This is a genomic window from Larkinella terrae, assembly GCF_009668025.1.
Lineage (GTDB): Bacteria > Bacteroidota > Bacteroidia > Cytophagales > Spirosomataceae > Larkinella > Larkinella terrae.
Genome location: NZ_WJXZ01000012.1, coordinates 492439 through 506954, shown reverse-complemented (window position 1 = coordinate 506954; position 14516 = coordinate 492439). Strand labels below are relative to the sequence as shown.

13 protein-coding genes are annotated in these 14516 nt (G+C 46.9%); 3 read left to right on the top strand and 10 right to left on the bottom strand.

What is annotated here, in order from left to right; genetic code table 11:
• Positions 1–161 precede the first annotated feature (161 nt).
• The 8 genes from GJJ30_RS20525 to GJJ30_RS20490 all read right to left on the bottom strand — a co-directional run bounded on the left by GJJ30_RS20525 (position 162) and on the right by GJJ30_RS20490 (position 7082).
• Positions 162–755 carry a dihydrofolate reductase family protein gene (locus tag GJJ30_RS20525; RefSeq protein ID WP_154177036.1) on the bottom strand — a complete coding sequence of 198 codons (594 nt, stop codon included), beginning with the start codon at positions 753–755 and terminating at the stop codon, positions 162–164.
• 337 nt (positions 756–1092) lie between these two features.
• Positions 1093–1719, bottom strand: coding sequence for a hypothetical protein (locus tag GJJ30_RS20520; RefSeq protein WP_154177035.1), 627 nt, complete (start codon positions 1717–1719; stop codon positions 1093–1095).
• A gap of 549 nt (positions 1720–2268) precedes the next feature.
• Positions 2269–2877, bottom strand: a complete 609-nt coding sequence (locus tag GJJ30_RS20515; RefSeq protein ID WP_154177034.1) for a hypothetical protein — start codon at positions 2875–2877, stop codon at positions 2269–2271.
• 83 nt (positions 2878–2960) lie between these two features.
• On the bottom strand, positions 2961–3542 hold the full coding sequence (locus GJJ30_RS20510) for a Crp/Fnr family transcriptional regulator (RefSeq protein WP_154177069.1): 582 nt from the start codon (positions 3540–3542) through the stop codon (positions 2961–2963).
• 509 nt (positions 3543–4051) lie between these two features.
• Positions 4052–4789 (bottom strand): SDR family oxidoreductase, encoded by a 738-nt coding sequence (locus GJJ30_RS20505; protein ID WP_154177033.1) that lies wholly within the window; start codon positions 4787–4789, stop codon positions 4052–4054.
• A gap of 80 nt (positions 4790–4869) precedes the next feature.
• Positions 4870–5436 carry a Crp/Fnr family transcriptional regulator gene (locus GJJ30_RS20500; RefSeq protein WP_154177032.1) on the bottom strand — a complete coding sequence of 189 codons (567 nt, stop codon included), beginning with the start codon at positions 5434–5436 and terminating at the stop codon, positions 4870–4872.
• Between the two features lie 126 nt (positions 5437–5562).
• Positions 5563–5937: a ribosomal maturation YjgA family protein gene (locus GJJ30_RS20495; protein WP_229313275.1), complete on the bottom strand. Its 375-nt coding sequence runs from the start codon at positions 5935–5937 to the stop codon at positions 5563–5565.
• A gap of 116 nt (positions 5938–6053) precedes the next feature.
• Positions 6054–7082 carry a DUF4365 domain-containing protein gene (locus tag GJJ30_RS20490; protein WP_154177030.1) on the bottom strand — a complete coding sequence of 343 codons (1029 nt, stop codon included), beginning with the start codon at positions 7080–7082 and terminating at the stop codon, positions 6054–6056.
• Positions 7083–7366: 284 nt separating this feature from the next.
• Here GJJ30_RS20490 and GJJ30_RS20485 point away from each other — a divergent pair, with 284 nt between their 5' ends.
• From GJJ30_RS20485 to GJJ30_RS20475, 3 genes are all read left to right on the top strand, one after another.
• Positions 7367–10174 (top strand): TonB-dependent receptor, encoded by a 2808-nt coding sequence (locus GJJ30_RS20485; protein ID WP_154177029.1) that lies wholly within the window; start codon positions 7367–7369, stop codon positions 10172–10174.
• Between the two features lie 141 nt (positions 10175–10315).
• Positions 10316–11665 carry a beta-helix domain-containing protein gene (locus GJJ30_RS20480; protein ID WP_229313274.1) on the top strand — a complete coding sequence of 450 codons (1350 nt, stop codon included), beginning with the start codon at positions 10316–10318 and terminating at the stop codon, positions 11663–11665.
• Between the two features lie 193 nt (positions 11666–11858).
• Positions 11859–12323 carry an RrF2 family transcriptional regulator gene (locus tag GJJ30_RS20475; RefSeq protein ID WP_154177028.1) on the top strand — a complete coding sequence of 155 codons (465 nt, stop codon included), beginning with the start codon at positions 11859–11861 and terminating at the stop codon, positions 12321–12323.
• Between the two features lie 90 nt (positions 12324–12413).
• On the opposite strand, the gene GJJ30_RS20470 is transcribed toward GJJ30_RS20475, so the two are convergent.
• Complete coding sequence (locus GJJ30_RS20470) at positions 12414–13889, bottom strand: DUF4301 family protein (RefSeq protein ID WP_154177027.1); 1476 nt, start codon at positions 13887–13889, stop codon at positions 12414–12416.
• 205 nt (positions 13890–14094) lie between these two features.
• Positions 14095–14514, bottom strand: coding sequence for an rRNA maturation RNase YbeY (ybeY, locus tag GJJ30_RS20465; RefSeq protein WP_154177026.1), 420 nt, complete (start codon positions 14512–14514; stop codon positions 14095–14097).
• Positions 14515–14516 lie beyond the last annotated feature (2 nt).

Here is a 14516-nt window from a genome sequence, read left to right as displayed (position 1 = left end):
GGTGCCGGGCTTAAAATTCCGGATCAGAAGCCCGGCACCGGCCGCCCGGCCTTCAGGGGGTTGGGGGCAAAATGAAACAAAGGAAAATTATAAAGTTTAGCCAGTCACTTAGTCCTTGCTCCATTCTCTTTTTTCTCTTGTCTGAATATAGTTTATTTCTTCTAAGCGCCAACATCACCGGTTTTTACGTCGCCCGCCCGTTTGTAATTGGCAATAAACACTCCGTTTGGGGTGACCACACTCTCGGCTACGGTAAAGGCGGCCGGAATCGGGCCATTTTCGAACAATTTTTTCCCTTGACCAAGCGTCAGCGGGTGAATCTGGAGCCAGAGCTCGTCCACTAAATCATGCTTCAGTAACGATTGAATCAGGTCTCCGCTGCCCCAGACTTTCAGGTCAGAACCTTCCGAGTTTTTGAGCTTTTCGATCTCGGCCAGACTGTCGAGGAAAACGGAGTTCTGCCAATCGGAGGTTGTCAGGGTTGTCGACACGACGTATTTGGTGACATCATTGATGCTGGGCCAAAAGTCGGTATGTTGCGGCCAGTAGCCCGCCCAGATGTCAAAAGTTTTTCGGCCCAGCAGAAGATCGGACGGCTGCATCAGTTTTTCCATGATCGAACCCATTACTTCATCCCCGTAGGGGGCGCTCCAGCCGCCGTATTCGAAACCGCCGGAGGTATCTTCTTCCCGTCCGCCGGGTCCCTGCAATACTCCATCCAGGGTAATCATCGAAATCACAATTATTTTTCTCATGACATCGGGCTGTTTGGTTACGATACAAAGCTCGTTAACAAACCGGATTTCGGGGCAGTGTGAATGCGACAATTCTACTGGCTGAATGCGACAAGTCGGGAAAGTTTGGCGGAGTTTATCGAGTGGGGGAATGAGCCGAAAACCCTGTGAACAGGAGCCACCCGCGACAATGGATTCCGCAATGTATGGGTTTTACGATATACCAATTAATGAAATCGTCACAGCAGCGAGTATGATCAAAAGAAAGATCTGCGTAATTTCAAACACAAATGCCTTGCCTGCTAACAGATTTTCCAGTGCATTTTGGGGTATTTTTTGGGTATGCATAAATGATCAACTAGAAATTAAACCCAAAATGAAATCCCGGTTCTCCGAAGACAAATTTCGACCATTTATCATCTAACTGTTTAAATCCATCCGGCATTTTGGTGTGATAAGGACGGTGGGTAATTGCAATGGAGGGTTGAATAAAAAACCGGTCCTTAAAAAATTTAATGTGATACCCAACGCGGTACGTATTGAAAAACTGAAATCCATTTTCAATTTTTTTACCATCCGCATTCACAAAAGTTTGCCAGGCAGGCATGACATTCAGTTCGGCATATAAACCATTCCACAAAAATCGTTGGTAAGCCACGGAGAAGCCATACTCCCGAATGTACCCCGGAAATTTTTCTTCCGGTTTCCCATATACGTTATTTAAAAAGGGGTGAATGCCATTCGGCCAGGCATACTTCCAGGTTTTTGGTTCTAGTGTGATGACATCTTTCCCGGTAATGCGATAGCCTACATTGAGTTGAAAAAAGTCGGGTGGGTTTGTCTTAGCCAAATTACCCAATAAAAATACCGTGCTACCAACGAACCACCGTTTGTACGTGCTGTCTGTTTTGGCATATTGGGCTTTGAGGTGGAGCGGACTCGTCATGAGTAAGACAAGACCAATGAATATAATTTTCTTTTGCATGTCTTTCTATTTCACGTTAAACGATGCTGAAAAAGTAGATAGGTCAGTGCCGATGCCACATGAACTAAGGAATGGTGCGAGCAATACCCACACGGAATAAATGCCGATCTTTTTCATTGTAGTAAGTAGTTATTGATTGTTAAGAATTACGTCTGATAACTCTGTTGTACTTGCCCCTAAATCCCGAAGCGTCGGCCCGGCCTGAAGGGGACTTGGACACAGCTTAATCAAGGTGCAAAAAGTCCCCTTTAGGCCGGGCCGACGCTTCGGGATTTAGGGGTAAAATAATCTTTATACAAGGGTTAAAATTTTCCGGCCTGTTGATGCACACGGAGCCAAAAGTGGCCGCCATGAAAGGTTCTAAAAAAAACCGATTCCTGAACAGGGCAGAACGTTGTTGGGGGATTTATACTCAGATAAAAGAAGAGAGAAAATAGATAAGCGATTAACCGGTTAAAAATTAATGAGATAATCTATCATCTTTTCTCTTTTGTCTAACTGCTCCTATAGTATGTTGAAAAGCAGCCGGTTAATTTCCGGCGAAGGATGCTAAATGTTAAACCCGAAATTAAAACCAGGCTGAATAAAGTAGTTGTTCCATTTTTTCTCTACTAATTTAAAAGATTCCGGAACATGGGTTCTTACAGGCCAATAACTACACCCAATCGCTGGTTCAAAAAAGAACCGGTTTTTGAAAAATTTAAGCTGGTAACCCAAATGGAAGTTCAGATATAACGTGTAGCCATTGCCAATCTTTCTTTTATTCTCGTCCAGGTATTTTTCAAAAGCATTTAAGGCATGAACGGATGTAAAGACTCCTTTCCACCAGAAACGCTGGTATCCTATTGTCGGGGCAAGTATGCGGGCATGTCCGGGATAGTTTAGCCCCGGTTTATCAAAAGAGGGTCCAAAAGGAATACCGATGGGCCAGGAATAAATGGATCTTTTAAAATCAAGGGAAAGAACATCTTTCGGTGTGATTCGATAACCCAAATTTAATTGCACATACTCCGGGTTATTTACTTTGGCAAAATTTCCCAACATATACAGTGAACTTCCAACGAACCACCGTTTATACGTACTGTTTTGCTGGGCATTCACCTGTAAACCGCTTGCCAACACAAAGGCAAGTCCAATCCAGAAAATCTTCTTTTGCATATCTTTATACTTGATAGTAGACGATGCTGCAAAGATGGATTGGCAATCGGCTTGAAATCGTTCACTTAAGTTAAGAAATGACGTTACCCTTTGCTTTTTTCCAAAATCCGCGCTCTTAACCGACTCAGGGATTGGGGTTTGATACCCAGGTAACTAGATAACTGGTGTTGTGGCACTCGCTGAATAAGGTCCGGTCTATTTTGCAGTAAATTCAGGTAGCGCTGTTCAGGGGAAGACGTCTTGAACTCGTCAAAATTGATTTGTTGCCGGGCTAACAGATCTTCGGCCAGCATTCTACACATTAGGTCAAATTTTGGAAATTTAGCGTTTACTTCAACGCCCATATCCGGGTTTGTAACTATCAATATGGTATTCTCTACACAACTGATGAAATACTCAGACGGAGTATTCTCTTTTACACAATGGGGTGTCAATGCGTCCATTTCTGTAAAAAAGGCGGTTGTTTTTTCTTCCCCATCGATGATGTAATATTTTCGCAGACATCCTTTCAGGACAAAATACTCATCGCGCGATTTCTGTCCTTCTTTGAGTAAAATAGTCCCCTTCTTAACCGAGCGGAACAGGTCTAACGAAAGGAGTACGTTCTTCTCCTCTTCCGTCAGCGAAATGTATTTTGCTATGAAGTCAAATAAGATGTCCTGCATTGTTTTGTTGTTGTTACTGTCGTCTGTTATATGTGCCACCACCGTCCGGGGCTTTGTGCCGTTGGGGAATTGACCAACCGGCCGCCCGGAACCGAATCGGACCGCCGATGCGGCTAAATTAACAAACAAAAGTTGAAGTTTAGAACGAATGCCGGATAGAATTCTGTCTGCCGAAACGACAGCCTGGATAGGCACGGCCGATGATCTTCGTTCTCGCTCGCGTGTTGCAAGCGAGGAGTTTTCGTGAGGGCTTCCAGCCCGAAGCCGGTTTTTTAGATCATTGCAAGGCTGGGCCGGAGGTCTTATGGATAGGCGTCGCTCGCGTGCCGCGAGCGACAACGGAAGCAGTGTTTTTAATTATTTATTTTTGTCAGTGGCTAAATTGCAAAAAAGCCAATGCAAAAAGCATTGGCGAAATAGAATTGCTGAAATGGAAATTTAATACCTTAGCCTATATTCACAAAAACGATACAACAGGCCGTTTTTTCTTGTCATTCATGATTAATTTGTCACCAGGGAATTTCGCCTGTTGTTGGATTAATTTCTTCGCTAATAAATTTGCCGGTTACACCGTCTTTGTCTAACAAGGCGTATTTCACAATACGTTTTCCGGCTGCTTCAACTTCGCCACCGTTGTAGTTCGTAAAATCAGTTTTTGTGTAACCAGGACAAACGGCATTTACTTTAAAAGCTGTGTCCCGAAGTTCGTAAGCCAAATGAACCGTAAACATATTCAATGCCGATTTTGAAGAACCATAAACCGCATATTTTGCAAAGTCGTAACCCAACCAATTCGGATCGCTTTGTAATGTAAGTGAGCCAACACTTGTGCTTACATTCACAATTCTTGGTTCAGGTGATTTACGTAATAAATCAATAAATGCCTGTGTAACTCTTGCTACGCCAAACACATTAGTATTAAAGGTAGATAGAAATTGCTCGGTACTTGATTCAAGCGCGGTATAGGGCGCTCCACCATTTATACCCGCATTGTTAATCAAAACGTCTAGAACGGATGATTTTTTACCAATTTCAATTCGGGCATTTCTTACCGAATTATCATCAGTTACATCAATCTGAAAGGCTTCAACATTCGTTAAATTTTCGGCTTTCAGTTTTTCAACGGCTTCTAATCCTCGTTGTTTATCACGGCTTCCAATGTAAACGTAAAATCCTTTTTTTAACAATTGCTTTGCTGTTTCCAGGCCAATGCCTTTGTTGGCTCCTGTAATTAATGCCTTTTTCATTTTGCTTCTGTATTAAAATTAATGAAGCAAAGGTTGCGTGATTAAAAGTGAACTGTTTTACCAAATGATAAAAAGCGATTTCAGTGAAGATTTTTTCTTATTCGGCTCAATGATTGTTGCGTAACCCCTAAATAAGACGCTATATAGGAAAGGGCAACACGGTTAGTCAGTGCTGGATAATTTTCTAAAAATTCCAAATAACGTGTCGTCGCATCTTGCGAAATGACCGGGTTTTTCCTGGATTTCTGGTACATACACAGTTGCACCATTTTGTTTTTGATGTTGTCCCAACCAACAATGGTATGAGAAAGCTCTTCCCAATCTTGTTTTGAAAACACAATGAGTTGGCAATCGGTGCAGGCTTGTAAATATTCGGCAGAAGCTGTATTTGCTTCAAAATTGACGTAATCAACTACTAAATTATTTTCGGCAATGAAACAGCGTGTAATTTCTTCGCCTTTGTTGTTGTAATAACAGCCACGAACGACACCTTCCACAACGAAACCGACCTGCCGGGGTATTTTTCCTGCTTCTGAAAAGTACGCATCTTTGCGAAGTCTTATTTCGATTACTTTGCTTGTAATCAGGTCAATCTGTTGCTTATTCAGGTCGCCGAATTTCAAAATATAGTCTATCAATCCCTTCATTGGCGCAATCTAAGCAAACGCTTTTGGCTAGGATTTACCATTTGTTAAATAGTGTCGGTCAGATGGTGTGTAATGAATATTGGGCTACACTTCAATGGAATGGGCTTTGCTTACTCCGCTCTGATCTCACCGCCGGGCGGTTTTTGTCTTTTCAAGATACAAAATGAAAAGAACGCCAAGCGTATACGCCAGTAAATCAATCCATTCAAAGGAAGTGCCAATCACGATTCTCGCCAGTTTATACTTTCCCAGACCCAGCCGTTCAACCACGTTAAAGTATTGCAGCACTTCCAGCGTATAGGAAAACGCCAAAACAAATAGAGCCGTGGGCAAAACCGCTGTGTTCAGGAAGGAGCGCAGAAAACAATAGATCAAAATAACCACCAGAAAATCACCCACGTATGGCCGAATGATTTTATCGTGGAGAAACAGGGCGATTAGGACTTCGGTGATGAAGAAGAGGATGGTGAGGATGAAGTAGGGAGGGCGGAAGGTTAGCAAGGGTGTTGACTGTTGTGTTTTAGAAGTTGTTATTTTTCTTCTGGGGTGGTTTTCTTCGTTTTCCGTGTGGGGGTTTCTGGCTGATAGCCTTAACCCGCGATTTTGTATAGTCATAACTATTGGTACAAGTCATAGGATTTATATTCTTTTAAAAAGGCAATTATTTCAGCCGCGATTTCTGACTCAGAGACTAGTTTTTTAATAGTTTCAATACTTGCCATGCCTTGGTAATATGCTAAAACAGTGCTAGCTACTTCCTTTGTCGCTAATTCAATATTTCTATTATTGATTATTTCTGTCAAGTATATTTCAATCTTATTAATATTTGATAAAATTGCTTCTATTGATTGACCTATACTGCCTCTCACAATTCCTTCATCCAAATTAATAAGCCTTAAGAGTTTTAAAACGACTTCTATATTCAAGTTTTTGATTTTTTCTTTGGCGTAATTTCTCACTTCTTCATTTTGATATTCACCATAATGAAAAATGTCTGGATGCCAAGGAATATGTGAAATAAAATAAATAACATTTAGGTTGAAGATCTCAATCTCAGTATTCTCTAAATAGGCTATAAGTTTATCCCAAGTTAAATAATTATTTTTATACCTTCTGAATAAAATTTTTGCACCTAAGTACGATTCTTGCGGCTTGGAGGATTCAAAAAAAGAGGTAGCCTCCTCAAAACTAAGTGTAGGTATATCGCCTAAAATACTAGGAATGAATATTTTTTTAAAGCTATTTAAATCAATTGTATTGCTTCTTAAACAATCGAACTTTATAGTTGTATTGTTTTTGTTATTTTCTAAATAGCTTTTAATATTTACGAAATATGCTTTTTCTAAATGTGGAACAAATACAAATCCATAAACAGGTAAAGGGTATTTTGTCCAATATTCATGATGAGAGTCAACTGGAATCTTGCATTGGTTATTTTGAGGGTCATAATAATACTCACCGGATTTTATTTGTCCAGCAATACTTTTATGCATTGGTTTTTCGTCTTTCGTAAATTCAATTATACAATCAATTCCTAAGTCGTTTTCTTGTTCAATTTTATGAAATAGGCAGGAGCTTGCTTCGACAACGCTTCTTAAATAATTTATTCCATTTTTGGATGTTACGTTAGTTTGTTTGTATTTCATTGGATTTCGAATGATTGCATACAACTCTTAAATATGCGAAATTCTTGTCGTAGTTTATTGTATTTATTTGTATTGTGATCGAAATATATGATTTTTATAATTTGAGAGATCAAATGCATGAATCTAATCATCCAGTTTTAGTTGATAGAATAGGATTTGAATGTTTGAATAAAGCCACTACATCCTCCCAACTCCCCAAAATCACAACCCTCCCATAACCTTCCCGTAACACTGAGGTAATATAGCCGCTCTACCTTTGGGTCGTTCAAAAACGACACCAACACATGAAATTTCTTCTAACTGCGATTGCCCTTTTAGTACTCCAAATTTCCGTCTTCGCTCAGAGCGGCTCCCTGAAAGGGACGATTAAAGACGCCAAAAACAACGAAGCCATCATCGGCGCCACCATCCAGGTCGTCGGGGCTAATCCGGTCATCGGATCGGTGACGGACATCGAAGGAAACTTCGAAATTGCCAAAGTTCCCGCCGGGGTTCACCAACTGCAAATCAGCTACATTTCCTACGCCACCAAAACCATCGACAACGTGCGGGTGGAAGCCGGAAAAACCACGCTGATCAACTCGGCACTTACCGAAGACAACAAAACCCTCGCGGAAGTGGTCGTGAAGGGCCAGCGCGGCACCAACACCGAAGTGGCCGTCATCACCGAAATCAAGCAGATCGAGCAGGTAGCCGTCGGGATTTCGGCGCAGCAGATTTCCCGCAGCCAGGACCGCGACGCGTCGCAGGTCATCCGCCGGGTGCCGGGCGTTTCCATCCAGGACGACCGGTTTATCATCGTCCGCGGGCTGAACGAACGCTACAATACCGTGATGCTGAACGACGTCATTACGCCCTCTACCGAGGTGGATATCAAATCGTTCTCGTTCGACCTGATTCCGAGTTCGGCCATCGACCGGATGCTGATCTTCAAATCGGGAGCCGCCGAGCTGCCGGGCGACTTCGGGGGCGGGATCATCAAAATCTACACCAAAACCATCCCGGACGCCAACAGCTTCTACGCCGGTATTTCGACTTCCTACCGCGCCAACACGACCTTCCAAAACCTGAATACGTACCAGGGCGGCAAAACCGACTGGCTCGGTTTCGACGACGGAACCCGCCGGTTACCGACCAATTTCCCGTCGCAACGCCGGATCAACGTCTTCGGCGCATCGTCAGAACCGGTGATCAACAAGTTTAAAGCGCTGTCGCCGTATTTCGACCTGACCAAAAAAGCTGTTTCGCCGGATTTACGGGCGCAGTTGGGTTTCAGCAAGCGGTTTTACATTGGCAGCAAGGAGTTGACCACCTTCACGAACATCAACTACACCAACGCCCACACGTTCTCGAACGTAGAGCAATACCGGTATTTTGCCGCTGACCCCACCACCGGCAAGAGCGACATTCAATACGCCTACAACGATCAGTTGCTGACGGAAAACACGCGTCTGGGCGTATTGAGCAACTGGGCGCTGATCCTGAATCCACGGACGAAAATCGAGTTCCGCAACCTGTTCAATCAGTTGGGAACGAAAGAAACGACGATCCGGAACGGGTACAACGATAACAACCTGGAACTGAATAACTACGCGTTCCGCTACGAACAGAAAAGCATTTACACCGGCCAGTTGAACGGTACGCACGAACTGAACGGCCAGAGCCGGTTGCGCTGGACGGGCGGTTTTGGTTTCACGAACCGCCAGGAACCGGATTACCGCCGGTTTACGTCGAGCCGTCCGCAGGGCAGCAGCGAACCGTTCCGCATCGACGTTCCGCAGCAACCCAGCCCGACCTTCCAGAATGCTGCCCGGTTTTACTCGAACCTGAACGAATACGTGACCACCGGCCGCGTCGATTACGAATACAAAAAAGCCGCTGCGGCCGATACCGACGACAAACAGATTCTGAAACTGCGCGCCGGGGCCTACGCCGAATATAAAGACCGGGCGTTCAAGGCACGGTATTTCGGGATCGTGAACCCGAACAATGTGAGCGCCGAAATTCTGTCGCAGAGCCCGTCGCAGTTCTTCCGGTCCAGCAACCTGTCGCCGAACGGTCTGTTTTACAATGAAGGCACGAACACGCAGGATCATTACGACGCCCAGAACATGCTGGTGTCGGGCTACGTGGGTGCGTACATTCCGCTGTCGACCCGCCTGAATGCGACCGTCGGTTTCCGGGGGGAATACAACCGCCAGCAATTGCAGAGCGTCGTGAATGGCGTTCAGCCGATCCGGGTCGACAACCCGATTTTCAGCCCGCTGCCGTCGGTCAATGCCTCGTATAATCTGTCGGATAAGTCGCTGTTCCGCGTTGCCTACAGCATGTCCGTCAATCGGCCGGAATTTCGCGAGCTGGCGCAGTTTGCCTACTATGACTTCAACTACGACGTGTCGCGGGTTGGTAACCCGAACCTGAAGATCGCCAAGATTCACAACGCCGACGTACGCTACGAGTTTTATCCGGGCGAAGGCGAGCTGATTTCGGTAGCCGGTTTTTACAAATACTTCATCAACCCGATCGAAGCCAAAATCAACTACTCGGGTAGCGGGGTTTCCTACACCGTCGATAACGCCAACAACGCCTACAGCATGGGTGTCGAACTCGAAGCGCGCAAGTCGCTGCGGGGAGTGAGTGCCTCCGGTTTTCTGGACAACATGACGGTTTTATTGAATGCGGCTTTGATCAAAAGCTCGGTGATCAACTCGTTTGTCGGGCAGGAAAACAACCGCTCGCTGCAGGGCCAATCGCCGTATCTGGTTAACGCGGGGGTTTATTACACCGATCCGAAACAGGGCTGGCAGGTGAACGTCCTCTACAACGTGATTGGACGCCGGATTTTCGCGGTGGGTGACCGGTCGGTGCAGCCGACGATCTACGAAATGCCGCGCAACGTCATTGATTTGACCGTGACCAAGCGCCTGGGCGAACACATCGAAGTTCGCGCCGGTGTGCAGGATCTGCTCAACCAGCCGTTCCGCCTGATTCAGGATTCGAACCTGGACAAGAAAATTACGGACAGCGACGACGTGTACCAGCGGTTCCGGCGCGGGTCGTACTCAACCGTGGGGATAACCTATAAGTTCTAAATTTTTGCCCCTAAATCCCCTAAAGGGGACTTGGACGCAGAATTATCGGATTCGAAAGTCCCCTTCAGGGGATTTAGGGGCAAAAAGAAAAAAAGAGAATACCATAATACACAACTTAACTAACAACCAATTTAAACAAGTATGAAAAAGGTAACAACCTGGATGCTGGCACTGCTGTTAAGCGTAGTGACACTGGGCATAATGGTTTCTTGTAACAATAGCAGCGACGATGATGATCTGGGTCCGGCACCAACGCCGGGTTCAGTGACGGAGGTAAGTGGTAACATTACGACGAATACAACCTGGGCGGCAAAAAACCAGTATTTATTAAAAGGATTTGTTTACGTACAGCCGGGCGTCACGCTGACGATCGAACCGGGTACGGTGATCAAAGGCGATCAGGCTTCGAAAGCGTCGCTGTTCATTTTGCCGGGTGCTAAAATCATTGCTGATGGCACGAAAGCGAAACCCATCGTCTTCACCTCGAATCAGGCCATCGGTTCACGCCGGGCGGGCGACTGGGGTGGCGTGGTGATCCTGGGTAAAGCTCCGGCCAACAAAAAGGATTTCAAAATTGAAGGCGAAGAAGTTTCCATCGTACCGGGCGGTGCTACGGGCGATGCGGCTGACAACTCGGGTATCCTGCGCTACGTTCGCATCGAGTTTGCCGGAATTGCCTTCCAGACGGACAAAGAAATCAACGGTTTGACGCTGGCCGGTGTCGGCAACGGAACGGTGATCGACTACGTACAGGTTTCGTACAGCGGTGACGACGCCATCGAATGGTTTGGCGGTACGGTTAATGCGAAGCATTTAGTGGCTTACCGGACGCTGGACGACGATTTCGACACGGACTACGGGTATGCCGGAACGGTTCAGTACGGTTTGATTCTGCGCGATCCGGCGGTTGCCGATCAGTGTACGTGTTCGGACTCGAACGGATTTGAGTCGGACAACGACGGAACCGGTTCGCAGGATGTGCCGCAAACGTCGGCCAAATTTGCCAACGTCAGCCTCTTCCTGGGACCTGGCGCCGTAAACAGCAAATACCGCTCGGCGTTCCGGATTCGCCGGAACTCGGCCATCAGCATTTACAACACGGTGGTGTCGGCGGCTTATCCGAAAGGACTGGAACTGGAAGCGGCTGATGCGCAGAACAACTTCAAAACCGGTAAGAGCGACTATATGGGCATTTCCATCGCTAATGCGGTTGCTCCGCTGGTGGGTGCCGATACAACGATGATCAAAGCCGCTACCCGCAAAAACAACTTCAGCGCCAAAGAAGCTGATTTGAAACTAGCTGCCAACTTCAACGTATTGACCGGCAAACCGGGCATTCTGGCCCAAACCGGCTCTCCGCTGCTGACGGGTGGTGCTACGCTGCCAGCCGGCCTGGAAGCAACGACCTACGTTGGTGCTTTTGGTACGACCGACTGGACGGAGACCTGGACCAATTTCGATCCCCAAAACACGGATTATACGCTGAAATAAGTCAATTCTTTATATTTGGTGTCGCACGAAAAGGCCGGGGCTTTGCTCCGGCTTTTTTCTTATTTTTACCACCGGTTGCGGGCAAATCTATCACTACAAAATCTATTGAGGAACTTGTCTATAGACTAATAAGTTAATACCTTGTCAAAGTACCTAGAACCGACACCTGAACCTGTTTACCACCTGTAGCACAATGATTTCGAAGAAAGCCAAGTATGCCATCAAAGCTTTAAAGGTTCTTACCGAAGAGTTTGGAAAAGGACCGATATTGATTTCTTATATTTCGGCGAAGGAAAACATCCCTAAAAAATTCCTGGAAGCAATCCTGCTCGAACTGCGCAACCACGGGATTTTGCAAAGCCAGAAAGGGAAAGGGGGCGGTTATTTGCTGCGCGTTGATCCCGAGCGGGTTAACCTGGCCCAGGTGTTGCGCGTCATTGACGGGCCGATTGCGCCGACGCCCTGTGTCTCGCATAATTTTTACGTTCGCTGCGACGATTGCAACGACGAAGTCACCTGCGCCATTCGCCCCATCATGGAGCGCGTTCGCGACGCCAATCTGGCGGTTTACGAAAAAACTACCTTATCCGCTTTCACCCGCCGGGAAGCCGAACACCAGTTGGTTGAGGTGAATCTGATTGATACGGAGAATAAATAGTTTACGGTTTTCAGTGGCTGACGCATTAATTGTTCATTATTCATTGTTCATTCTTAATGCGTCAGCCACTGAAAACCGTAAACCCAAAACCTACGCCGGCTGGTGTTCCTTCCGCAACAGGTCGTTGACGGTTTTGACCGGATTGAACGTGATCAGCGGGACTTCGACAAAAACCGTATTCCAGTCGGCCATTGCGCCGTTCCACAACCCCGGCAACTCCTGCGCCTTGAGTTCCTTTCCGTCTTTCGATTTCGAGGTAATAAAACCGGTCTGCGGATCGCGGTAAGCAGGCAGATTGTATTTTTCACCTTCCCGGTTTTTCAGTGCACACACCAGATCGACCGGATTGAAGTGCGTAGCCGTATCGAAAATCTGTTTCTGTTCGGCATTTCCGAGGTCGATCTGTGCCGATTCGACAATCTGGAGCGACACCGAACCGTCGGCATTTTTGGCCCAGAAAGGTCCTCCGCCGGGTTCGCCCACGTTTTTCACCATGCCACAGGCCCGCAGCGGCCGGTCGAGTTTCCGGCGGAAATAGTCGATTTTTTCGTCTTGTGACCAGCTATCAAAACCGTCGGGGGGCAGGACGCAAAGCGTTGCCCGCAGAAATTCGTCGAGTTCGGCCAGATACCCTTCGCTGATCAGATCGTCGTCCAGCATTTCCTGAAACCGGAAAATCTGCTGCTGAATATCGAGCAGAATCGCGCCCAATACTTTTTTATAGATGAACGTCTGCTCTTTCAGGGCGTCCGGCACCACGTTGTCGATGTTTTTGATAAACACCACGTCGGCGTCGATGTCGTTGAGGTTTTCGATCAGCGCGCCGTGACCTGCCGGGCGGAACAGCAGCGAACCGTCGGCGTTGCGGAACGGCGTATTGTCGGGATTCACCGAAATGGTGTCCGTCGATTTTTTCTGTTCGGAGAACGTAATTTCAAACGTCACGCCCAGTTTGGCTTCGTACTCCGGCTGAACGCGCTCAATGAGGGCTTCAAACCGGCTGCGGTGCTCGGGCGAAACCGTGAAGTGAATCCGGACGCGGCCGTTGGAATTCGCGTAAACTGCCCCTTCGATCAGGTGTTCTTCCACAGGTGTGCGCGGGCCGTCGGGATACCGGTGAAACAGCAGAAGTCCTTTGGGCAGGTTCCCATAATCCAGCCCTTCGTCCGTTAATAAAGCGCTCAGCACGTGCTGGTTGGTTTCGCCGGAAACGCCTTTCAGGGCATCGTAAAAGGCAAAGTCGGACAACCGGTTGAAAAATTCCTCCACCGATTTATCGGTTTTGCCTTCCAGCGCAGCAAACAGCGACTTAAACATCCGGGTAGCCGCACCCGATGCCGGAACAAATTTCAGCAACGACAGCGCAGGGGCCTTCCGGTCGAAACTCGCCGTGATTGTGGTTAATTCCTGTTCATTAACGCGGATCAGTCCGTCGCCCACCGTGGCCGCTTTGATCACGGGCAGATACGGAAAGTTATCGACGAAATGCTGGATCTGTTCATCAACCTGCTCGAGGGTAGCGCCTTGCGCCAGAATCTGATGCTGATCTATTTCGGTGAATTGCATAGAAAATTCGGTAAGAGATGCGGTTGTTGTACAGTTGGCAAATACGAAAATTTGCGTTATTGAATCAAGGTGTAGGAAAGTAAAAAGTCATACCACTTAATAGGTTAGCATAAGATCAGGGATTCGATTGAAAATCAGCCCATGATTTCAATCGTGGGATCGAAAGGAGAAAACCCGAATGAGAGAACCGTTTCGACGGTTTGATTCACCCTTCCCAGCTCGCCAGGCTTTCTTCCTCTTTTCGGCGCATCAGGGCCACTTCGTCGTCCGTTTTGTCGCCAAAACCGCAGAGGTGCAGTAAACCGTGGGCCAGCACCCGGCGGAGTTCCTGTTCTTCGGCAATCTGTAGTTGTTGGGCGTTATCGCGGACGCGGTCGATGCTGACAAAAATGTCGCCTTCCAGGCGGTTTTCCTCTTCCGAATTGTCGAACGTGATGATGTCGGTGTAATAATCGTGCTCCAGGTATTCGCGATTGACCTGAAGCAGATACTCGTCGGAGCAGAAAATGTAGTTCAGTTCACCCACCGAAAAGCCTTCGCGGGTGGCCAGTCTGGTAAGCCACTGGCGGGTCGGTATTTTTTGGGAAAGCGTAAATTTGATGTCTTCGGTAAAAAAACGGATCATGC